Below are 21,272 nucleotides of genomic sequence, written 5' to 3'. Positions count from 1 at the left end.
CCGCGGCGCCGATCCGGTGCCGCGGCACCATCATCGGTCGAGCGGAAGCGGCTGCCGATCCTTCGGCAGCGTCTCGGCGATGCCGTACAGCTTCTGGCGCCATTCGGGCGTCTCGTGATGATGATGGCCGGGCCATGCTTCGGTCCGTCCGGAAACTCCCGCAGCGTGGCAGCCTCGCCAGGCTGAGCCGCGGCTACCCTGCCCCGCATCGATACGGACGCAACCCTGTCATCGGTCCACGGTGCCGTCCCGTTCGCCCGCCGGCACGGCAAGCACGGCAGCCACCAAGGATATCTTCGGACAGCAGATCGGTCGGAATCAAATTCCCATCGGCTGTTATAATGTATCTGACTATAGAAATAATATTTTCCTCTATAGAAATTTTATCAAAGCCGACTCGAAATGTTATCCTGCTGTCTTTCAACAATGCGTCTAACTTCACAAGGCCTGCAATTCCTCGTTGAAGAACCGCAGGCTGGATGATCAAATTTGTATAGTTTTCATATCGTGTTGGAGATTATTCATGGCCACCTTTGTCGGCACCGACGCAGCGGACACCCATCCATCCAACATTGTCACCGGTCTGCTCAGCGCAATGGGCGATGACCATTTCGACGGCCGGGGCGGCGACGATACCCTGGTCGGCTATGGCGGCGATGACGTCCTCATCGGCGGCACCGGCGCCGATCTCCTGGTCGGCGGCGTGCTGTCCACCACCGGCATCCTCTCCGTTTCCGGCATCGACACGGCGGACTACTCCTCGTCCTCGTCCCGCGTCGCGGTCCTGCTCTATGAGACGGCCAACATCAATATCACTCTGCTGGGCCTCAGCATTGGATTGACCGGGGTCACCACGGGCCATGGCGGTGACGCCGAGGGCGATCGCCTCGTCGGCATCACCAATCTCACCGGGTCGGCCTTCGGCGACTATCTGGGCGGCAATGCCGGCGCGAACACCCTGCTGGGCGGCGCCGGCAATGACGGCCTGGCCGGTGCAGAGGGCGGCGACGTCCTGAACGGCGGCGCCGGATCGGACATGGGCGACTACATCGTCTCCAACGCCGCCGTGACGGTGAACCTGGCCCTCGGCACGGCCAGCGGAGGCCATGCCACCGGCGACACCCTGATCAGCATCGAAAACCTGCGCGGTTCCCAGTTCGACGACCACCTGACCGGCGACACCGGAGCCAATCGCCTGTCGGGGGCGGACGGCACCGACGTGCTCGACGGCGGTGCCGGCGCCGACCGGCTGATCGGCGGCGCCGGAGCCGACACCCTGATCGGCGGCACCGGCATCGATCAGGCTGTCTACGACAACGCCCTTACCGGCGTGACGGCGAATCTGGGCAACGCCGCGGCCAATACCGGCGATGCGGCCGGCGACAGCTACAGCAGCATCGAAAATCTTTTCGGCTCGATGTTCGGCGACACCCTGACCGGTGACGCCGGCGCCAACTACATCATCGGCTGGACCGGCAACGATACGCTCGACGGCGGCGCAGGAAACGACATCCTCAACGGGGGCACCGGAAACGACATCATCCAGGGGGGCGACGGCAACGACAAGCTCGTCGGTGACGCCGGCGCGGATCAGATGAACGGCGGGGCCGGCTTCGACACCGCCGCATACGACACTTCGACCGGCGCCGTCACCGCCAGTCTGGCCAATCCGGGGGCCAACGCCGGACAGGCCGCCGGCGACACCTATACCAGCATCGAGAATCTTTACGGCAGCAGGTTCGGCGATACGCTGACCGGGGACAGCGGCTCCAACTATCTGGTCGGCTGGCGCGGCAACGACACGCTTGCCGGCGGGGCCGGAGCAGACCGCCTGAACGGCGGCGACGGTGCGGATACCTTCGTCTTCTCCGTCATCGGCGACTCCCTCGCCAAGCGTACGGTCGACCGGATCGACGACTTCTCTCACGCCCAGGGCGACAAGATCGACGTGTCGGGCATCACCGGGGGCGACGGCAGCTTCATCGGTTCGGCGGCCTTCAGCCATGATGCCGGCGAGGTCCGCTTCATCGCGGGAGCGTCGGAGACCAACGTCTATATCGACGCCAATGGCGACGGCTGGGCCGATGTGCAGATCCGCCTGGTCGGCTCGATCAACCTGGTGGCAGGCGACTTCGTCCTGTAGTCGCCGGATCCTCTCGAAGGGCCGCCCGTTCGCCGGGCGGCCCTTTTTCTCATGGACGGAGCCCCGGTCCCGCCGACTTCCACCCTGGCGGCCTCACCGGTCCTTCGGCAGCTTCTCGGCGATGCCGTACAGCTTCTGGCGCCGGTCCATCTCTTCCCAGACCTCGCAGGGGCGAATCTCGAGCTCGGTCAGCAGCACGGTCAGGTTGAACATCAGGTCGGCGGCCTCCTCGATCACGGCCTGGCGTTCGCCCCGGACGGCGTCGATCGCCACCTCCGCCGCCTCCTCGACCAGCTTCTGCGCCATCTTCGGCACGCCGCTGTCCAGCAGCTTGGCCGTACGCGGGCTGAACTGCATGCGCGACCGGCGCTCCCGCAGTTCCTCCGCCAGAGCCTCCAGACGATCCCGTCCAAACGTGGTCTGATGCCCCATGATCGATCCCTTCCGCTTCCCTCCGGGGAACCGCCTCCAACGGCCCTCGCGGGATCCTGCGCCGCAATCGCGGCACCAGGATGTTCCTTCCGTTACGCCGTGGTCCCGGGCTGTTCAGGACGCGACCCGAATGCGACCGCCCGCGTCCCGCGCCGGATATTTGCACGGCTGTGCAAGATCGACACGAAACTGCCGGCCTGTCAACAACCCATAGGTCATCGGCGGCGCTTCCGTCCCAATCCTAGTGCTTGCCATCTGCACGGCTGTGCATAAAATCGACCTTCTGCCGCGCCCGGACGGGCGTTCCACCCAGGATCCTTCGTGACGAGTCGCCGCAGCTTCGCCAGCGCCCAGCAGGTGGCCGACCGGGCCGGCGTCTCCCGCTCCGCCGTCTCGCGCACCTTCACGCCCGGCGCCAGCGTCTCGGCCGAGACGCGCCGGCGGGTGCTGGAAGCGGCGGAGGCGCTGGGCTATCACGTCAATCACCTGGCCCGCGGCCTGACCCGGCAGTCGAGCCGGATCGTCTGTATCGTCGCGTCCGACCTGGAGACGCCGCTGCGGTCGCGGATGGTGGGCGCCCTTATCGACCGGCTGCAGCACAGCGGCCGCGTCGCCATGCTGATCGGCACCAGCGGCCGCGGCGACGCCGATGCGCAATCGGCGCTGCGGCAGATCCTGAACTACCGCGCCGACGCCACCATCGTGCTGTCCGGCACCCCGTCGGAGGACATCACCCGGCTGTGCCTCGCCGCCGGGCAGCGGGTGGTGCTGATCAACCGCGACGACCGGATCGACGGGCCCGACAACATCGCCATCGACAGCGCCCTGCCCGGCCGGGTGGCGGTGGCCGCCTTCCGCCGCGCCGGCTGCCGCCGGCCGTGCCTGGTGACCTCGGCCCAGGGCACGCCCGCGCTCCTGGCGCGCGAGGCTAGCTTCCTGGCCGCCGCCCAGGCGGAGGGGATCGAGCCGGCGATCTGGCGCGGCGGCCGCACCGTCTACGCCACCGGAAAGGCCGCAGCGCACGACCTGCTGCTGCGGCCGGACCGGCCGGACGCCGCCTTCTGCATCAGCGACCTGGTCGCGTTCGGCTTCCTCGACGCCGCGCGTCACGATCTGGGCCTGCGCGTGCCCGAGGATCTCTGCGTCATCGGCTTCGACAACACCGAGCAGGCCGGCTGGTCGGCCTACGACCTGACCACCTTCGACCAGTCGGTCGACGCCACCGGCGACGCGGTGATGGCCGCCCTGGACGCGGAGAGCACGGCGCCGCTGCGGCTGACGATCCCGGCACCGCTGATCTGGCGCCGCACCGTGCGCGGCCCGGCGCCGGACCAGGGCGGCTGAGGCGGACTCAGAGCACGAAGTCGCCGGCCACCAGAGCGATGCTTCCGGTGAGCTTGATCTGGAAGTCGGTGACCTTGTCGCCGTTGAGGTCGCCGCCGATGGTGGTGACACCGCCGGAGACGACGTAGCGGAGCTGCCCGGCGGCGCCGGTATAGGCGCCGGTGCCGATGAAGCTGAAGGCCTGGTCGCCGCCGGCACCGGTATTGGCGTCGATCAGGTGCAAGTCGATCTTGTCCGCCTGGGCATGGCTGAAATCGGTGATCAGGTCCGCCCCGCCCCCGACCGGGCTGTGCGCCGTGCTGCTCAGCACGAAGCGGTCGGCGCCGGTGCCGCCGGTGAGCGTGTCCTGCCCGGCAACGCCGTTGAGCACGTCGGCGCCTCCCCAGCCTCGCAAGGCATTGGCGTCGGCGTTTCCCACCAGGATGTCGTTGCCCTGGCTGCCGGAGACGTTCTCGATCCCGGCCAGGGTGTCGGCCGAGGCATCGCCGCCGCTGCCGCTGCCGGCGGTCAGATTGACCGAGACCCCGACCAGACCGTTGTAGTAGCTGGCGGTGTCGATACCGGTGCCGCCATCGAGCGTATCGGCCCCGGCACCGCCGCGGAGCGTATCGTCGCCGGCGCCGCCGCTGATCCGGTCGTTGCCGTCCTCGCCCCACAGCGTGTCGCCGAAGGCGGCGTCGACCGCGGCGGCGAGCACGTCGTCGCCGGCGCCGCCGCGCAACTCCACCGCAAAGCCCGCGTTGGCGGTGCGGATGGTGTCATTGCCGGAGGAGCCCTGGATCACCTCCCAGCCTTCCCAGGTGTCCTCGGCGATATCGGGGCTGAGCATCCCCGTCTGCCAGTCGGCCGCCGTGGCGCTGGTGAACACGACGGTGTCGCGGCCGGCGCCGCCATCCATGATGTCCGCCCCGGGGCCGACATGGAGGATATCGTCGCCGTCGCCGCCGCGGAGCGTGTCGTCGCCCCCGTCGCCGATCAGCGTGTCCGAGCCGCCGAGGCCGAGAAGGACATCGTTCCCGCCATAGCCCCTGAGACGGTTGGCGGCCGCGGAGCCGGTCAGGGCATCGCCGTAATCGCCGGTACCCTGCACATTCTCGACGCCGGAGATCACATCGCCCTGGGCCTCGCCGCCGCTGCCGAGGCCGGTGCCGAGATTGACCGTCACCCCGGCGGCGCCGTTGTAGTCGATGGTGTCGATGCCGGCGCCGCCGTCGATCCGGTCCGCCCCGGCCGCCCCCTGCAGGAAGTCGTCGCCGGCGCCGCCGAGGAGGGTGTCGTCGCCGTCATAGCCGTAAAGTGCGTCGTCGCCTTCGTAGCCGTTGAGGACATTGGCGACGGCATTGCCGTGGATGCCGTCCGCGGCCGTACTACCGCTGACGTTCTCGATCTCGAAATAGGTGTCGCCCGCCGCGTCGCCGCCGGAGCCGGCGCCTGCAGCCAGATCGACGATCACCCTGGCTGTTGCACCGTAGTAGCTGACGAAGTCGATGCCGACGCCGCCGTCGAGGCGGTCCGCCCCAATGCCGCCGCGAAGCACGTCGTCGCCGTCGCCCCCCGAGAGGCTGTCGTCGCCGGCGAGCCCTGAGAGGCTGTCGTTTCCGGCCTCGCCGAAGAGGGTATTGGCGGCGGCGGAACCGGTGAGGGTGTCAGCGTAGACCGAGCCGTCCACCAACTCGATGTCGGCTCCGATCACATCCCCCTGGGCGTGGCCGCCCGAGGCGGTCCGGGCCGTCAGATTCACGGCCACGCCGGCAGCGCTGCTAAAATACCGAAGCATATCGACGCCGGCGCCGCCGGCGAGCCGATCCGCCCCGGCACCGCCATCGAGGAGGTCATCGCCGTCGCCGCCGGAAAGGCCGTCATCGCCGTCGTCGCCGTAGAGTCCATCGTTGCCGGCATCGCCGGAAAGCGCGTCGTTGCCGCCGCGGCCATAGAGAGTGTCATTTCCGTCGCGGCCTCTCAGCGTCTCGGAGGCGGCGGCTCCAGACACGTTGTCGCCGAAAACGGTGCCCTCGACGATCTCGACCCCAAAGATCACGTCGCCCTCGGCGTCGCCGTAGTAGCCGCGAGCCCTGTGGAGGTCGATCCTGACGCCGGTGGTGCCGTCATAGCGGACGGTGTCAATGCCGGCGCCGCCGGCGAGCGTGTCCGGGCCGGCCCCCCCGACCAGGATATCGTTGCCATTGCCGCCGTAGATCACGTCGTCCTCGTCGTCGCCATAGACCACATCGTCGCCCTCGCCGCCGTCGAGGTCGTCTGGGCCTGCGCCGCCATGGATGACATCGTTGCCGTCGCCGCCGAAGATCTCGTCCAAGTCTGCACCGCCATCGATGACATCGTTGCCGTCGCCGCCGAAGATCTCGTCGAAGCCTACGCCGCCATAGATGAGGTCGTTGCCGCCCAGGCCGTACAGCAGGTCGTTAGAGGCCGTCGCCTGGGGGATGTCGGTGAAGCCGGGCTGTGCCACCACGCCGTCGCCGGCGACATGGATCAGATCGTTCCCCGCGGTTCCGTTGACGACGGCCATGATCGCTCTCCCCGCTGCCGGACGCGGCCCGCCCGATGCGCGCCAGCCTGCCCGGCAAATGCGGCGGCGGCATCAGCCGAACGGAGGATGCGCGCCTGCCGGAATACGGATAGTTTGACGGGTTTTCCCGGCAAAGGCCGCCGACCGAGCCCGGCCCGGGACCGCCATCCCCGCATGACCTGCCGCCGCCGCCGGGCTAGGATCGGCCCGAACCCCGAGTCACGGAGGCCGCTTGATGCGCCCGATCTTCATCATGGTGAAATGCGAGCTGGGCCACGCCTACGACACGGCCGAGCATGCGGTGGACGAGATCGAGGAGGTGTCGGAGATCTACTCGATCTCCGGCCAGTTCGACCTGATGGTCAAATGCTACCTGCCGGAGGACGTCGATGTCGGCCGCTTCGTCAACAGCCGCATCCACGCCCTGCCGCACATCAAGGACACGATGACGCTGATCACCTTCAACGCCTTCGCCGGCAAGAGCTGAGACGACCATGACCGATCTCGCCGCCCGCGCCGAGCACTGGGCGCTGACCCTGACCCGCATCCCCAGCGTCACCGGCACGGCGGACGAGGTCGCCTTCGCCGAGACGCTGTGCGGGCTCCTGCGCGCCAGCCCGGCCTTCCGCGACCGGCCGGACGACGTCTGGACCATCCCGACCGGCGACCGGCTGGGCCGCGCCAGCGTCGCCGCGCTGCTGCGCGGGCGCGGCCGCCGCACCGTGGTTCTGACCGGCCATTTCGACACGGTGACGGCGGCCGATTACGGCGACCTCGAGCCGCTGGCGACCGAGCCGGAGCAGTTGAAGTACGCCCTGCTGGCCCGGCTGCGGCGGGACGCGCCCAGCGAGGCGGAGCGGCTGGCCCTGGCCGACCTGTCCGGGCCGGACTTCCTGCCCGGGCGCGGGCTGCTCGACATGAAGGGCGGGCTCGCCGCCGGCCTCGCGGTGCTGGAGACGGCGGCCGCGGAGCCGGAGCGCGAGGGCAACCTGCTGTTCCTCGCCGTGCCGGACGAGGAGGTCAACTCCGCCGGCGCCCGCAGCGCCGCCCGCGCCCTGCCCGGCCTGGCCGAGCGGCTGGGGCTGAACCTCGACGCCGCGATCAATCTCGACTGCCTGGGCGACACCGACGACGGCCGCTTCGGCCGGTCGGTGGCGCTGGGCAGCGTCGGCAAGCTGCTGCCAAGCGCGCTGGTGGTCGGCCGCGCCACCCACGTCGCCGACACCATCCGGGGGGTGAGCGCCGCCGCTTTGGCCGGCGCCATCGCCGCCGCGGTGGAATGGGCGCCGGAGCTGACCGAGAGCCTGGGCAACGCTTCCGGCACCCCGGCGACGCTGCTGGGCATGAAGGACGGCAAGGCCGGCTACGACGTCACCACCCCCGGCACCGTCTGGATGTTCTGGAACACCGCGCTGTACCGGCGCGGGCCGGAGGATGTGCTGGCGCCCCTGGCCCGGCTGATCGGGGACGCCGTCGCGGGGGTCGCGGCGCAGCTGCGGCGACGCGGCGGGGCCGATGTGCCCGACGTGCCGGTGCTGCGCTTCGCCGCGCTGCGCAGCGAGGTGCTGGCCCGCTCGCCCGAGGCCGAGGCGGCGCTTGCCGCGGTCGCGGCCGAGGCGGCGGAGGCCGGGCTGGACCTGCCCGAACAGTGCCGCCGGATCACCGAGGCGCTGTGGCGGCTGAGCGGCCGCAGCGGCCCGGCAGTGGTGCTGGGCCTGGCTTCGATGCCCTACCTGCCGGTATCGCTGGGCCAGGACGAGGCCGGGCGGCGGCTGGAGCGGGCGACCCGCGAGGCCGCAGCCAGGGTGGCGGCGCGCCACGGCACCACGATCGGGCTCGAGCCCTGGTTCCCCGGCATCTCGGACATGAGCTTCCTCGGCACGGGCGACGAGGGCTCGGTCGCGGCCATCGCCGCCGAGACCCCGGCCTGGGGCGCCGGTCTGCCCTGGCCCGACGGCCCGGCCCTGGCGCAGATCCCGATCGTCGACGCCGGCCCCTGGGGGCGCGACTACCACACGCCGCTGGAGCGCATCTACCGGCCCTACGCCTTCGAGGTGCTGCCGGAGCTGATCCGCGAGATCGCGGACGGGGTGCTGAAAGACTGACGTAGGTTGGGTTCGCTCCTGCGAACCCAACAATCGTTCGGTCGGCGCCATGTTGTTCGCCGTCGCGAACCCAACCTACGAAGCTTCTACTTCCCACCCAGGAACAGCATCCGGGTCAGCAGCGTATAGTCGGACTCCGCCACCATGATGGCGACGAAGACCAGCAGCGCCACCGGCGGCACCGTGATGGCGTAGACCAGGGCCAGCCGCTCCCATTTCATATGCATGAACACGGCGACGATCAGCCCCGCCTTCAGCATCATGAAGATCAGGATCAGGCTCCACCGCAGCAGGCCCTGCAGGGCGAAGTAGTCGACCAGGTAGGAACAGGCGCTGAGCACGAACAGCCAGCCCCAGACCACCAGGTACAGCTTGATCGGGTGCTGCTGGCCCTCGGCATGGGCGACGGGCTGCGACGGCCCGTGCCCTTCGTCGATATGCGCGGCGTGTGCCATGTCCCTCACCACAGGTAGAACAGCGCGAAGATGAACACCCAGACCAGATCGACGAAATGCCAGTACAGGCCGGTGATCTCGACGATCTCGTAATTGCCCCGGCGGCTGGTGAAGAAGCCGCGCCGGCCGGTCTCGAAGTCGCCGCGCAGCACCTTGCGGGCCATGGCGATCAGGAAGATCACGCCGATGGTGACATGGGTGCCGTGGAAGCCGGTGATCATGAAGAAGGCCGAGCCGAACTGTGGCGCGCCCCAGGGGTTGCCCCAGGGCCGTACCCCTTCATGGATCAGCTTGGTCCATTCGAAGGCCTGCATGCCGACGAAGGTGGCGCCGAAGGCCGCCGTCACCAGCATCAGCACCGCCGTCTTCACCCGGTCGCGGCGGTAGCCGTAATTGACCGCCATGGCCATGGTGCCGCTGCTGCTGATCAGCACGAAGGTCATGATCGCGATCAGGATCAGCGGGATCGACTCGCCGCCGATGGTCAGCGCGAACACCTCGCTCGGGTTCGGCCAGCTCTCGGCGGTCGACATCCGCACCGTCATGTAGGACAAGAGGAAGCAGCCGAACACGAAGGTGTCGCTGAGCAGGAAGATCCACATCATCGCCTTGCCCCAGGACGCGCTCTTGAAGGCGCGCTGGTCGGACGACCAATCGGCGGCGACGCCTTGCCAGCCCGCGGGGCGTTCGAGCGTTCCGGCGATATGGGTTTCGGCCATCGACGACCTCCCTAGGTCAGGAGCTGGCTGCAGATCTCGGCGAAGCGGTCCGCCCAGCCGGTCAGCAGGGCGAGCAGGATCAGCCAGACCAGCAGCAGGAAATGCCAGTACAACGTGCACAGCTGGACGCTCAGGCGCAGACGTCCGGACTCGTCGCCGGACCGGTCGCCGCGCCAGGCCCGGGCGCCGGTGCGGCCCAGGGCCACCAAGCCGCCCAGCACATGCACGCCATGCACCGCGGTGACCAGGTAGAAGAAGGAGTTGGCCGGGTTGCTGGCCAGGAAATAGCCCAGCATGTGCAGCTGCTGCCAGGCCAGGAGCTGCCCGACAACGAACACCAGCGACGCGGCGCCGCCGGCCAGGAGGCCGGTGCGGGTGTCGGCCAGGTCGTCGCGGCGGGCGGCGGCCTGGGCGCATTGCAGGGCAATGCTGGCGGCCACGAGCGCCGCGGTGTTGATCCACAACAGCAGCGGCACCGGCAGCGCCCGCCAGTCCGGCAGCGCCATGCGCATCGAATAGGCGCTGACCAGCAGGGCGAACAGCGCGCCGGCGACGACCAGGAACACGCCCAGCCCGATCAGCGCCGTCGGACGCAGCGAGGCGCCGGTGGCCGGCACGTTGCCGACCGTGCTCTCCTCCAGCCAAGGCTTGGTCATCAGCCCCTGGCGGGCCAGCCACAACAAGGCCAAGCCGCCGACCGCCAGCATGAACAGGGTGACGATGACCATCGCCGCGCCCTCAGCCGTGGTGCACGGCGCCGGGCTGGTTCTGCGGCAGGAAGTCCTGCGCAGCGCCCGGGACGCTGTAGTCATAGGCCCAGCGATAGACCACCGGCAGCTCGCGCCCCCAGTTGCCGTGCGGCGGCGGGGTGGTCGGCGTCTGCCATTCCAGCGTCGTCGCCCGCCACGGGTTGCCGCCGGCGTCGCGGCCGTGCCGCACGCTCCAGATCAGGTTGAACAGGAACAGCAACTGGGCCGCGCCGACGGTCAGCGCCGCGGCGGTGATGAAGATGTTGAGGTCATGGGCCGAGGGCGGCACGAAAGCGGTCTCGCCGAGCTCGAAATAGCGCCGCGGCACGCCGATCAGCCCGAGATAGTGCATCGGGAAGAAGATCGCGTAGGCGCCGACGAAGCTGACCCAGAAATGGATCTTGCCCATCGTGTCGTCCAGCATCCGCCCGGTGATCTTCGGGTACCAGTGGTAGATCGCGCCGAACACCACGAAGATCGGCGCCACCCCCATCACCATGTGGAAATGCGCGACCACGAACATGGTGTCGGACAGCGGCACGTCGACCACGACGTTGCCGAGGAACAGCCCGGTCAGCCCGCCATTGACGAAGGTGACGATGAAGGCGAGGGCGAACAGCATCGGCGGCGTCAGGTGGATGTCGCCGCGCCACAGCGTCAGCACCCAGTTGTAGACCTTGATCGCCGTCGGGATGGCGATGATCAGCGTCGTGGTGGCGAAGAAGAACCCGAAATACGGGTTCATGCCGCTGACATACATGTGGTGCGCCCAGACGACGAAGCTCAGCGCGCCGATGCCGACGATCGCCCACACCATCATGCGGTAGCCGAAGATGTTCTTGCGGGCGTGGGTGCTGATCAGGTCGGAGACGATGCCGAAGGCCGGCAGGGCGACGATGTAGACCTCGGGATGGCCGAAGAACCAGAACAGGTGCTGGAACAGGATCGGGCTGCCGCCGCCGTATTTCAGCTGCTCGCCCATCTCGACCAGGGCCGGCATGAAGAAGCTGGTGCCCAAGAGCCGGTCGATCAGCATCATCACGCAGGCGACGAACAGGGCCGGGAAGGCCAGCAGCGCCATGATGGTGGCGGTGAAGATGCCCCACACCGTCAGCGGCATCCGCATCAGCGTCATCCCGCGGGCCCGCGCCTGCAGCACGGTGACGACGTAGTTCAGCCCGCCCATGGTGAAGCCGATGATGAACAGGATCAGCGAGCCGAGCATCAGGATGATGCCCCATTCGCGCCCGCCCGGCGTGCCGGACAGGATCGCCTGCGGCGGGTACAGGGTCCAGCCGGCCCCGGTCGGCCCGCCGGGGACGAAGAAGCTGGCCACCAGCACCAGCACCGCCAGCAGGTAGATCCAGTAGCTGAGCATGTTGACGTAGGGGAACACCATGTCCCGCGCGCCCAGCATCAGCGGGATCAGGTAGTTGCCGAAGCCGCCCAGGAACAGCGCCGTCAGCAGGTAGATCACCATGATCATGCCGTGCATGGTGATGAACTGGTAATAGCCGGTGGCGTCGATGAAGGCGAAGTCGTCCGGGAAGGCCAGCTGCAGCCGCATCATCCAGGACAGGACCAGGGCGACGAAGCCGATCGCCAGCGCCGTGCCGGCGTATTGGACGGCGATGACCTTGGCGTCCTGCGAGAACACCCAGGTCGTCAGCCAGCTCTTCGGATGGTACAGGTCGACATCCGGCACTTCGAGCGGCGGGACCGGTTCGACGGGTTCGCGGATGACGTCCACCATGGGCGTGTCCTCCTGCTTCCTCCGCGGCCGGGCTCGACGGGGATCGTCCCGGCCGAATGATGCTCCCTCCTCGCGGCCCCTCCCCTTCGCGGGGCCGGAACTACTTCGCGGCGGCCACCTCGCGGTCGGCCGGCGCCGGCAGGGCCGAGACCTGCGAATAGGTCGTCTGCTGCGCCAGCCAGGCGTCGTAATCGGCCTGGGCGTCGACGATGACGGTGCCGCGCATATAGGGATGCCCGGTGCCGCACAGCTCGGCGCACAGCACCTCGAAGGTGCCGGTGCGGGTCGGCGTGAACCAGTAATAGGTGACCGAGCCCGGGATCATGTCCATCTTCGCCCGGAACTGCGGCACGTAGAAATCATGCAGCACGTCGACCGCGCGCAGCAGGATCTTGACCGGCTTGTCGATCGGCAGGTGCAGCTCGCCGCCCTGGATCAGGATATCGTCCTGGCCGGCCGGGTCGTCCGCATGGATGCCGAACGGGTTCTCCGCCGTCACCGCCTGGGTCGAGGCGGTGCCGAGCTTGCCGTCCTGGCCGGGCAGCCGGTAGGACCATTGCCATTGCTGGCCCAGCACCTCGACCTCGGTGGCATCGTCCGGCACGGTGACGAACTGGGCCCAGACCACCAGCCCCGGCGCCAGCATCGCCGCCACGCCGACCGCGGTGGCGATGGTCAGCCAGCCCTCCAGCCGCTTGTTCTCCGGCTTGTAGTCGGCGGTGTTGCCCTCGCGGTGGCGGAAGCGCCAGACGCAGTAGGCGGTGAACAGCACGATCGCGGTGAACACCACGCCGGTGATCCAGAAGGTGATCTCGATCGTGCCGTCGATGTAATGCCAGTTCGAGGCGATCGGGGTCCACCACCAGGGGCTCAGCAGGTGGAACACCACCGAGCCGACGGCGACCAGAACCAGGACGAGCGCGGTCTTCATCTCCGGTCACCCCCGTCATGAGCAATGGCATGGACGAGAAGGCCGGGAGTCGGTTGTCTTGGGCTGAAACGAGGATGCAGCGGCACAGCGCGGGGGCCCGGTGCGCCCTGACCCGTCGGGCCGGCGCGGCGTTCTCCCCCGGACTTTGGCCACATCGTCATGGATGGCGGCCTTCGCACGTGTCGAGGCCGGCCGGCTTCTTCGTCTGGCCCGGCCGTCCCGCGTCACGGTCGACGCGAAGACGACCCTTGCAGCATCAGACTTGTCCGGCCTTGGCCTGTGAATTGATGATGCGGGTCAGCCCGCTCGATTGTCAACGATCTCGGGCGACGGGGCCCGCCGCCCTCAGTTCTTCTTGCCTTGGGCGTCGTACTGTTTGAGGAAGGCGATCAGATCGGTGATCTTCTGGTCGTCCTTCAGGCCGATGAAGGTCATCTTCGTGCCCGGGATCTTGGTACGCGGGGCCTTGATGTACTCGCGGAACACCGTCTCGTCCCAGGTGATGCCCGAGTTCTTGTTGGCGTCGGAGTAGTTGTAGCCCGCGACCGAGCCGGAATGGCGGCCGAACAGGCCGTTCAGCTCCGGCCCCACGGCGTTCTTGGCCGTCTCGCCGATCTGGTGGCAGGCCTTGCATTGGGTGAACACCTTCTCGCCGGCCGCCGGGTCGCCATCCGCCCGGGCGGTCGCGGTCAGGCCCCCGGACGTAAAGACGACCAAGGCGAGTGCACCGATCAGGGTCGAACGCATCATCACGCTTCCTCCTGGCTGGCTGCATGCTGGCTGCATCGGGCGTTGCCGATGCCCCGATACTCCGGCTTTCCGCCGCCGCCTTCAAGGGCCGTGCGATTCGTCACGTCCCGGCTGCTTCACGCTGCCAGACAAAGACAGGGGACGGAATGTCGCAGCCGGGTTATACTTTGGTCCATGGCGGGTCGCGTCGGCGTGACCGGCGGCCATCCCGGCCGCACTGCCACGGTCGAAGCGAACCCCCTCGAACAGACGTTCGGGAGGAACGGACATGACCATCCGAAACCCCCTGGAGTGGGGAGCGGACCAGCTCAGATTCGGCAGCCACGCCCTGCGCACCGGCAGCCAGACCGTCTTCCACGCCGAAGAGAACCCCAACAGCCTGGCCCCGGCGGTGCACCGCATCGGGCTGCAGGACCTGCGCGACGCCCTGGCCAAGGGCTTCGAGGATTTCGGCCACTACCGCACCGACGTCCTCTATCTCTGCCTGATCTATCCGGTGGTCGGGCTGGTGCTGGCACGGGCCATGGTCGGGCAGGACATGATCCCGCTCCTGTTCCCGCTGGCCTCGGGCTTCGCCCTGATCGGCCCCTTCGCCGCGATCGGCCTCTACGAGATGAGCCGGCGGCGGGAGATGGGCCAGCCGTCCAGCTGGGGCGCCGCCTTCGGCGTGCTGCGCACGCCCCGCTTCGGCGTCATCCTGACGGTCGGCGCCATCCTGGCGGCGATCTTCATCCTGTGGATGGTCCTGGCCCAGGTGATCTACAACGCCACCCTCGGCCCGGGCGAGCCGGCCTCGCTCGGCACCTTCCTGGGCGAGGTGTTCGGCACCACCGCCGGCTGGACCCTGATCGTGGTCGGCTGCGGCGTCGGCCTGGTCTTCGCCGTGGCGGCGATGGCGATCGGCGTGGTGTCGTTCCCGCTGCTGCTCGACCGCGACGTCGGCGCCGATACCGCGATCTGGACCTCGGTCCGCGCCGTCGCCGCCAACCCGATCCCGATGGCGGCCTGGGGTCTGATCGTCGCCGCCAGCCTCGTGGTCGGCTCGCTGCCGCTGTTCGTCGGGCTGATCGTGGTCATGCCGGTGCTCGGCCACGCCACCTGGCACCTGTACCGCAAGCTGGTGAATTGACGTCGTAGGTTGGGTTCGCCTTCGGGCGAACCCAACATCGCGCCGCCGGGACCAGTGTTGGGTTCGCTTGCGCGAACCCAATCTACGCGAACCTAATGCGCTCCTCCGCCCGAGGCGGCGCCCTTGCGCATGATGAAGACGCAGGCGGCGGAGGCCAGCAGGATCACGCCCAGCACGGCGAAGGTGTCGCTGAAGCCCATCACCAGCGACTGCGCCCGCACGGTCCTGCCGATGGCGATCACCGCCTGGTGCTTGGCGGTCGCCGGGTCGGACACGCCGCTCGACAGGAAATGCTGGGTCAGCTGGTCGATCCTAGTCCGCGTCGCCTCCTGGAACAGCGACACCGACTGGCCGATGATGTTCGAGTGGTACTGCTCGCGCTTGGTGACGATGGTGCCCAAGAGCGCGGTGCCGAAGGCGCCGCCGAGGTTGCGCAGCATGTTGAACAGGCCCGAGGCGGCGGCGGATTCGTGCCGGGCGATGCCGGCCATGGCGATGGCCGAGAGCGGCGCCATCACCACGGCCTGGCCGATCGCGCGGACGATGTTGGGCGCGAACAGCTGGTCGCCGCCATAGACCAGCGACATGTGGGTGTTCATGAAGCAGCTGGCGGCGAAGACCAGGAGGCCCCCGGCCACCAGCCAGCGGGCGTCCATCCGGCCCATCAGCATCGGCACCAGCGGGATGATCAGCAGCTGCGGCAGGCCGGTCCAGGCGACCACCATGCCGATCTGCTCCGAGTCGTAGCCCTGCACCTGGGCCAGGTACTGCGGCAGCAGATAGGCGCTGCCGTAGAGGGCGAAGCCGAGGAAGATGTTCGCCAGCGTGCCGAAGCCGAAGTTCCACCGCGTCAGCAGGCGCAGATCGACCGCAGGCTTTTTCACCGTCAGCTCGATCCAGATGAACAGCGACAGGAAGACGACGGCGATCACGGTCAGGCGGACGATGAAGGGAGAGCCGAACCAGTCGTCCTTGTTGCCCTCCTCCAGCACCGTCTGCAGCGCCGCCAGGCCGATCGCCATGGCGCCGATGCCGAACCAGTCGCCCTCCTTCAGGAGGGAGAGCCGCATCGGCTCGCGCTCCAGCGTCGCGGCCAGCCCGGCCAGCATGAAGGCGCCCGGCACCAGGTTGATGTAGAAGATGTATTCCCAGCCGTAATTGTCGGTCAGCCAGCCGCCGATGGTCGGGCCGATCGCCGGCGCGAACGTGGCGGTGATGGCGAACAGCGCCATGCCCATCGGCCGCTGGGAGAGCGGCAGCCTGGTCATCACCAGGGTGAAGGCCATCGGGATCAGCACGCCGCCGGTGAAGCCCTGGATGCCGCGCAGCAGGATCATCTCGCCCAGGCTGGTGGCGAAGGCGCAGGCCACCGAGAACACCAGGAACAGTGCGGTGTTGACCAGCAGGAAGCGGCGGAAGGAGAAGACCTGGCTGAGATAGGCGGTCAGCGGGATGACGATGATCTCGCCGATCAGATAGGAGGTCGAGATCCAGGCGCCGTTGTCGACGCCGGTGCCGATGCCGCCTTCGATCTGCGGCAGCGAGGCATTGGTGATCTGGATGTTCAGCACCGCCATGAAGGCGCCGAGCAGGCCGGAGAACACCGAGATCCAGGTGGTCAGGCTGGCACGGTCGCCAGAACTGGTCGGCGGGGCGCCGGCGGTGGTGGTGGAAGACATGGATTGGGCCCTCCGGCCGCGGCGCTCAGTGGGCCGCGGCCGTGTCCTGCTTGGTGTCGCCCTGCTTGGTGTCGCCCTGCTTGGTGTCGATGGTCGCGATCACCGACATGCCGGGGCGCAGCTCGCCCGCCAGCGGGTCGTCGCGCTCGAGCACGATCTTCACCGGGATGCGCTGGACGATCTTGGTGAAGTTGCCGGTGGCGTTGTCCGGCGGCAGCAGGGCGAATTCCTGGCCGCTGGCCGGCGACAGGCTGTCGACATGGCCGTGGATGTCGGCGTCCGGGAACATGTCGACCGCGATGTCGACCGGCTGGCCCGGATGCACGTCGGTCAGCTGCGTCTCCTTGAAGTTGGCGACGACATAGGTTTCGGCCAGCGGCACCACGGCCATCAGCTGGGTGCCGGCCTGGACGTACTGGCCGACCCGCAGGCTGCGGTTGCCGATCGTGCCTGCCACCGGCGCGGCGATGGTGGTATAGCCGAGGTTGAGCTCGGCTTGGCGCTGCGCCGCCTGGTCGGCCGCGAGCGCGGCCTTCGCCTTCTCCAGCTGGGCCTTCAGCACGTCGAGCTGCTTCTCCGACGCGGTCACCGCCGCCTGGTCGCGCTGCAGCGTCGCGGTCGCCGACTGGACGTTGGCGGTCATCTGCTGCGCGTTCTGCACGCTGCCGTTGCCGGTCTTGGCCAGGGCCGTGTAGCGGTCGAACTGCTGCTGGGCGTAGGTCAGCGCCGCCTGGTCGACCCCGACGGTGGCGCGGGCCTGCTCGATCGCCGCCGCCTGCTGCTGGATCGCCGCGTCGGCATCGGCGATGTCGGCCTGGGCCGCCAGGACATTGGCCTTGGCCTGGTCCAGCGCCACGGCGTAGTCGCGGTCGTCGATCCGGGCCAGGGGCTGGCCCGCCGTCACCGCGTGGTTGTCCTGGACCAGCACCTCGGCGATGTAGCCGGAGACCTTCGGCGCGATGGTGGTCGAATCGGCCTTCACATAGGCGTCGTCGGTCGATTCCTGGAACCGCCCGACGGTCCACCAGTTCCAGCCGAACCACGCGGCGCCGGCCAGGACGACGACCCCGAGCGGCAGCAGCAGGAGCCGGCGCCCGAGGCGGCGCCGCGGCGCCGCCGGCGCGGCCGCGGTCTCGCTGGCCTCCGGCGCCGGCGCGGTGCGGAGCTGGGCCGGCTGAACCTGATGCGTCATGACATTTGCCCTCCAAAGCGAAAACCGCCGGATCGCCGGCCGTCTTCGAGGGCGGCGGGATGTCGAGGCGATTTAGGAAACTTGACGGTTTCCGACAAAAGATGGGAGAGGGAAGCGAATTGTGCAAATGCGCGACCGAGGGGCCAGACATGCAGGAAACGCCGAAACGGCCGCGAGGCCGGCCGCAGCAGCGCAGCGACGAGGAGACCAGGCGCCTGATCCTGGAGGCGGCGACCCGGATTTTCCTGGCCCAGGGCTTCGGCGGCACCAGCATGGAGGCGGTGGCCCAGGCGGCCGGCGTGTCGAAGAAGACGATCTACCGCTTCGTCGACACCAAGGAGCATCTGCTGGAGGCTGTGATCGACGCCCGGTCGGAAGCGCTGCGCTCGCCGATCGGGCATGACGCCGGCCCCGATCCGGAAGGCATGGAGCAGGCCCTGCATCAGTTCCTGCAGGAGCTGGCGCGGCTGGTGCTGTCGGAGGAGACGGTGGCGCTGAACCGGCTGGTCTACGCCGAGTCGCTGCGCTTCCCGGGGATGGCGAAGGCCTTCTACCAGGCCGGTCCGGTGCGCAACGCCGAGGCGCTGGCCGCCTGGCTGGAGACGCAGCGCCGGCATGGCGTGCTGCGTTTCGACGACGCCATGGAAACGGCCCGGATGCTGGTCTCGATGACGATCGCCGAACCGCTCCGCGCCGCCACGCTCGGCGTCGCCCCGCTGCCGACCCGGGTGGAGATCGACCGCCGGGTCGACGAGGCGGTGGACATCTTCCTGCGCGGATGCCTGGTCCGGCGGTAGCTCTGCGTCGGCCGACCGCCGCTGCGCCCGGCCGAAAGAAGCTGGTATCAAGACGGAAGACGTCGGCTGAATTCGGCCACCTTTTGTCGCCAACGTCGGATCGGCAACACAGGCATCGAGGGATCTGTCATGGCGATCTTCGGCACCCCTGGCGACGACCTGCTCGACGGCACCGGCGGCCCCGACGAGATCTTCGGCCTTGGCGGCAACGATACCCTCGACGGCCTGGATGGCGACGACGTGCTGCGCGGCGGCGCCGGCGCCGATCATCTCGACGGCGGCGCCGGAATCGACACGGCCTCTTACGACGACAGCGCCGTCGGAGTGACCACAAGCTTGGCCGGAACCGGGTCGACCGGCACGGCCACCGGCGATACCTACACCTCGGTCGAGAATCTGGTCGGCAGCACTTTTGCCGACAACCTGACCGGCGACGGTGCGGACAACAGCTTCACCGGCGGTGCCGGTGCCGATCATCTCGATGGCGGGGCCGGGGAGGATACGGCGAGATATGCGGACAGCACCGCCGCGGTGATCGTCAGCCTGATCACCGGAACCGGATCAGGCGGCACGGCCGAGGGAGACACATATGTTTCGATCGAGAGCATCGTCGGCAGCGCTCTCGCCGACACCTTGACCGGCGACGGCGGCGCGAATGTTCTTTCCGGCGGGAACGGCTATGACATCCTGGCGGGCGGAGCCGGAGCCGACATTCTTGAAGCCGGCGACGGCGGCGGGATGCTGACCGGCGGGGCCGGGACCGATCATCTCATCGGCGGTAACGGCAGCGACACGGCCGTTTACACCGACAGCACGGTGGGGGTGACCGTCAATCTGACGACCGGGATCGGTACGACCGGCACGGCCTATGGCGACACCTACTTCTTGATCGAGAACATCGTCGGCAGCGACCACGATGACAGGCTGACCGGCGGCAACACGCTCGGCAGTCTCTCCGGCGGGAACGGCAACGATATCATCAGCGCCGGCGCCGGTGCCGCGGCCATCACCGGCGGGGATGGCGACGATACGCTGCGTGGCGCGGCCGGGAATGACACGCTGGCCGGCGATGCCGGTGCCGACGCTCTCGCGGGCGGTGCCGGCGATGACAGATTGAGCGGCGGTGCGGGTGCGGATCATCTCGACGGCGGCAGCGGCAGCGATACCGTCTCCTATACCGACAGCACGGTCGGAGTGACTGCCGACCTGACCGGGACCGGATCGGGCGGCACCGCCGAGGGCGATACCTATGCCTCGATCGAGACCATCTTCGGCAGCAGTTTCGACGACACACTGATCGGCGACGCCAACGCCAACACTCTCAACGGCGGCGGAGGCGACGACATCCTCATCGGCGGCGCCGGCGCCGACCACTTCACTCAAGACCCGTGGCCGTCCGGCACCACGACCGTCAGCTATGTCGACAGCCTTGCCGGCGTGGCCGTCGATCTCGCCGCCGGAACCGCTTCGGGCGGCACCGCGGAAGGCGACACTTTCAGCGGCATCTTCGGCATCGTCGGCAGCAACTTCGCCGATACCCTCACAGGTGCATTCGACGAGATCACCTATCTCGACGGTGGAACCGGGGACGACCTCCTGATCAGCGGCGGAAATTCGGGGGACTTCACGACTTACATTCCCTACGATCTGTCCGGCGGCGCCGGAAACGATATCATGAAGGCCAATATGGGCGCCGAGCGCTTCGACGGCGGCGCGGGCATCGACACCGTCGACTACTCCATCGGAAACGCCCAAACCGGAGGAGCGATCGTCGACCTGCAGAAGACCATATGGGGGCGCTACGGCGCCGGCCTGTACGATGGCGACGTCTATTTCTCGGTCGAGAACGCGATCGGCACCAGTGTCTCGGATAGGCTGTCCGGAACCAGCGGCGCCAACGCCCTGTCCGGCGGAAGCGGCAACGACATCCTCATGGGCCGGGCAGGCCCCGATCATCTCGACGGCGGAGACGGCGCCGATACCGCCATCTACACCGACAGCACCGTCCGCGTGGTCGCCAGCCTGGCGACCGGCGTGGGATCGGCCGGCACCGCCACCGGCGACATCTACACGTCGATCGAGAACCTGATCGGCAGCGACTTCGGCGATACGCTGACCGGCAATGACGTCGCCAATGTCCTGACCGGCGGGCTGGGCCGCGACACGCTGACCGGCGGGGCCGGGGCCGACCGCTTCGTCTATGCCACCCTGGCCGACAGCCTGGCCTCGGCCGCCGGCCGCGACCTGATCATGGATTTCAGCCATGCCCAGGCGGACAGGATCGACCTGTCGGCGATCGATGCGAGCGGCCCTGCCACCGGCAACCAGGCCTTCACCTTCATCGGCACCGGCGCCTACACCCATCAGGCCGGGCAGCTTCGCTATGCCGTCTCGGGCGACAAGACGGTGATCGGCGGCGACGTCAATGGCGACGGCGTCTCGGATTTCCAGATCGAGTTGCAGGGGAGCCTCTGGACTGCACCCCTGACATGAGACACGATAAATAGAGACAGGTCAGTTTGGTGATGCCATTGCAGCAGGGGCGCGCCCCTGCTGCAATGGCGGCA

At 68.4% G+C, this 21,272-nt stretch carries 17 protein-coding genes; 7 read left to right on the top strand and 10 right to left on the bottom strand.

From position 1 onward, the window contains the following. Nucleotides 1-460: 460 nt before the first annotated feature. Nucleotides 461-2,143, top strand: a complete 1,683-nt coding sequence (locus ACFW16_RS21180) for a calcium-binding protein (protein WP_380308649.1) — start codon at nucleotides 461-463, stop codon at nucleotides 2,141-2,143. 93 nt (nucleotides 2,144-2,236) lie between these two features. Here ACFW16_RS21180 and hisE read toward each other — a convergent pair whose 3' ends face one another. Beyond that, nucleotides 2,237-2,575: a phosphoribosyl-ATP diphosphatase gene (gene hisE, locus ACFW16_RS21175; RefSeq protein WP_380308647.1), complete on the bottom strand. Its 339-nt coding sequence runs from the start codon at nucleotides 2,573-2,575 to the stop codon at nucleotides 2,237-2,239. A gap of 321 nt (nucleotides 2,576-2,896) precedes the next feature. Here hisE and ACFW16_RS21170 point away from each other — a divergent pair, with 321 nt between their 5' ends. After that, a complete protein-coding gene (locus ACFW16_RS21170) occupies nucleotides 2,897-3,919 on the top strand; it encodes a LacI family DNA-binding transcriptional regulator (protein ID WP_380308645.1) in 1,023 nt (340 codons plus the stop codon). Nucleotides 3,920-3,926: 7 nt separating this feature from the next. Here the strand turns inward: ACFW16_RS21170 and ACFW16_RS21165 are convergent, their stop codons facing one another. Next, nucleotides 3,927-6,446 carry a hypothetical protein gene (locus tag ACFW16_RS21165; protein ID WP_380308643.1) on the bottom strand — a complete coding sequence of 840 codons (2,520 nt, stop codon included), beginning with the start codon at nucleotides 6,444-6,446 and terminating at the stop codon, nucleotides 3,927-3,929. Nucleotides 6,447-6,681: 235 nt separating this feature from the next. Here ACFW16_RS21165 and ACFW16_RS21160 point away from each other — a divergent pair, with 235 nt between their 5' ends. Further along, nucleotides 6,682-6,933 (top strand): Lrp/AsnC ligand binding domain-containing protein, encoded by a 252-nt coding sequence (locus tag ACFW16_RS21160; RefSeq protein WP_138891733.1) that lies wholly within the window; start codon nucleotides 6,682-6,684, stop codon nucleotides 6,931-6,933. A 7-nt stretch (nucleotides 6,934-6,940) separates the two neighbouring features. After that, a complete protein-coding gene (locus ACFW16_RS21155) occupies nucleotides 6,941-8,551 on the top strand; it encodes a M20/M25/M40 family metallo-hydrolase (protein ID WP_380308640.1) in 1,611 nt (536 codons plus the stop codon). Nucleotides 8,552-8,637: 86 nt separating this feature from the next. Here ACFW16_RS21155 and ACFW16_RS21150 read toward each other — a convergent pair whose 3' ends face one another. From ACFW16_RS21150 to ACFW16_RS21125, 6 genes are all read right to left on the bottom strand, one after another. Further along, nucleotides 8,638-9,006, bottom strand: coding sequence for a cytochrome C oxidase subunit IV family protein (locus ACFW16_RS21150; protein WP_380308638.1), 369 nt, complete (start codon nucleotides 9,004-9,006; stop codon nucleotides 8,638-8,640). 5 nt (nucleotides 9,007-9,011) lie between these two features. After that, nucleotides 9,012-9,725: a heme-copper oxidase subunit III family protein gene (locus tag ACFW16_RS21145; RefSeq protein ID WP_380308636.1), complete on the bottom strand. Its 714-nt coding sequence runs from the start codon at nucleotides 9,723-9,725 to the stop codon at nucleotides 9,012-9,014. An 11-nt stretch (nucleotides 9,726-9,736) separates the two neighbouring features. Then, on the bottom strand, nucleotides 9,737-10,453 hold the full coding sequence (locus tag ACFW16_RS21140) for a cytochrome c oxidase subunit 3 (protein WP_380308634.1): 717 nt from the start codon (nucleotides 10,451-10,453) through the stop codon (nucleotides 9,737-9,739). Between the two features lie 10 nt (nucleotides 10,454-10,463). Beyond that, nucleotides 10,464-12,227 carry a cytochrome c oxidase subunit I gene (gene ctaD / locus ACFW16_RS21135; RefSeq protein WP_380308632.1) on the bottom strand — a complete coding sequence of 588 codons (1,764 nt, stop codon included), beginning with the start codon at nucleotides 12,225-12,227 and terminating at the stop codon, nucleotides 10,464-10,466. 100 nt (nucleotides 12,228-12,327) lie between these two features. Continuing rightward, the gene (locus ACFW16_RS21130) at nucleotides 12,328-13,158 is read right to left on the bottom strand and encodes a cytochrome c oxidase subunit II (RefSeq protein ID WP_380308630.1); all 831 of its coding nucleotides are present in this window, start codon (nucleotides 13,156-13,158) and stop codon (nucleotides 12,328-12,330) included. A gap of 345 nt (nucleotides 13,159-13,503) precedes the next feature. Continuing rightward, on the bottom strand, nucleotides 13,504-13,908 hold the full coding sequence (locus ACFW16_RS21125; protein WP_380308628.1) for a c-type cytochrome: 405 nt from the start codon (nucleotides 13,906-13,908) through the stop codon (nucleotides 13,504-13,506). Nucleotides 13,909-14,176: 268 nt separating this feature from the next. Here ACFW16_RS21125 and ACFW16_RS21120 point away from each other — a divergent pair, with 268 nt between their 5' ends. Further along, nucleotides 14,177-15,037: a DUF2189 domain-containing protein gene (locus ACFW16_RS21120; protein WP_380308626.1), complete on the top strand. Its 861-nt coding sequence runs from the start codon at nucleotides 14,177-14,179 to the stop codon at nucleotides 15,035-15,037. 92 nt (nucleotides 15,038-15,129) lie between these two features. Here ACFW16_RS21120 and ACFW16_RS21115 read toward each other — a convergent pair whose 3' ends face one another. Both ACFW16_RS21115 and ACFW16_RS21110 read right to left on the bottom strand, forming a co-directional pair. Then, the gene (locus ACFW16_RS21115) at nucleotides 15,130-16,716 is read right to left on the bottom strand and encodes an MDR family MFS transporter (RefSeq protein ID WP_380308624.1); all 1,587 of its coding nucleotides are present in this window, start codon (nucleotides 16,714-16,716) and stop codon (nucleotides 15,130-15,132) included. Nucleotides 16,717-16,741: 25 nt separating this feature from the next. Next, nucleotides 16,742-17,908, bottom strand: coding sequence for an HlyD family secretion protein (locus tag ACFW16_RS21110; protein ID WP_380308622.1), 1,167 nt, complete (start codon nucleotides 17,906-17,908; stop codon nucleotides 16,742-16,744). A gap of 149 nt (nucleotides 17,909-18,057) precedes the next feature. Between ACFW16_RS21110 and ACFW16_RS21105 the strand changes: the two genes are divergently transcribed. Then, nucleotides 18,058-18,705 carry a TetR/AcrR family transcriptional regulator gene (locus ACFW16_RS21105; protein ID WP_380308620.1) on the top strand — a complete coding sequence of 216 codons (648 nt, stop codon included), beginning with the start codon at nucleotides 18,058-18,060 and terminating at the stop codon, nucleotides 18,703-18,705. Nucleotides 18,706-18,834: 129 nt separating this feature from the next. Then, entirely contained in the window at nucleotides 18,835-21,198 is a 2,364-nt protein-coding gene (locus ACFW16_RS21100) for a beta strand repeat-containing protein (RefSeq protein WP_380308618.1), read from the top strand. Nucleotides 21,199-21,272 lie beyond the last annotated feature (74 nt).

It is taken from the genome of Inquilinus sp. NPDC058860 (assembly GCF_042743185.1).
Taxonomy (GTDB): domain Bacteria; phylum Pseudomonadota; class Alphaproteobacteria; order DSM-16000; family Inquilinaceae; genus Inquilinus.
Note: the sequence above shows the minus strand (reverse complement) of the source record. Positions and strands in the feature narration are given on the sequence as shown.

Bases quoted from the DNA above. Each gene is read 5' to 3' on its own strand.
- hisE (WP_380308647.1), bottom strand. From the start codon at position 2,575: ATGGGGCATCAGACCACGTTTGGACGGGATCGTCTGGAGGCTCTGGCG.
- ACFW16_RS21165 (WP_380308643.1), bottom strand. From the start codon at position 6,446: ATGGCCGTCGTCAACGGAACCGCGGGGAACGATCTGATCCATGTCGCC.
- ACFW16_RS21160 (WP_138891733.1), top strand. From the start codon at position 6,682: ATGCGCCCGATCTTCATCATGGTGAAATGCGAGCTGGGCCACGCCTAC.
- ACFW16_RS21155 (WP_380308640.1), top strand. From the start codon at position 6,941: ATGACCGATCTCGCCGCCCGCGCCGAGCACTGGGCGCTGACCCTGACC.
- ACFW16_RS21150 (WP_380308638.1), bottom strand. From the start codon at position 9,006: ATGGCACACGCCGCGCATATCGACGAAGGGCACGGGCCGTCGCAGCCC.
- ACFW16_RS21145 (WP_380308636.1), bottom strand. From the start codon at position 9,725: ATGGCCGAAACCCATATCGCCGGAACGCTCGAACGCCCCGCGGGCTGG.
- ACFW16_RS21140 (WP_380308634.1), bottom strand. From the start codon at position 10,453: ATGGTCATCGTCACCCTGTTCATGCTGGCGGTCGGCGGCTTGGCCTTG.
- ctaD (WP_380308632.1), bottom strand. From the start codon at position 12,227: ATGGTGGACGTCATCCGCGAACCCGTCGAACCGGTCCCGCCGCTCGAA.
- ACFW16_RS21130 (WP_380308630.1), bottom strand. From the start codon at position 13,158: ATGAAGACCGCGCTCGTCCTGGTTCTGGTCGCCGTCGGCTCGGTGGTG.
- ACFW16_RS21125 (WP_380308628.1), bottom strand. From the start codon at position 13,908: ATGATGCGTTCGACCCTGATCGGTGCACTCGCCTTGGTCGTCTTTACG.
- ACFW16_RS21120 (WP_380308626.1), top strand. From the start codon at position 14,177: ATGACCATCCGAAACCCCCTGGAGTGGGGAGCGGACCAGCTCAGATTC.
- ACFW16_RS21115 (WP_380308624.1), bottom strand. From the start codon at position 16,716: ATGTCTTCCACCACCACCGCCGGCGCCCCGCCGACCAGTTCTGGCGAC.
- ACFW16_RS21110 (WP_380308622.1), bottom strand. From the start codon at position 17,908: ATGACGCATCAGGTTCAGCCGGCCCAGCTCCGCACCGCGCCGGCGCCG.
- ACFW16_RS21105 (WP_380308620.1), top strand. From the start codon at position 18,058: ATGCAGGAAACGCCGAAACGGCCGCGAGGCCGGCCGCAGCAGCGCAGC.
- ACFW16_RS21100 (WP_380308618.1), top strand. From the start codon at position 18,835: ATGGCGATCTTCGGCACCCCTGGCGACGACCTGCTCGACGGCACCGGC.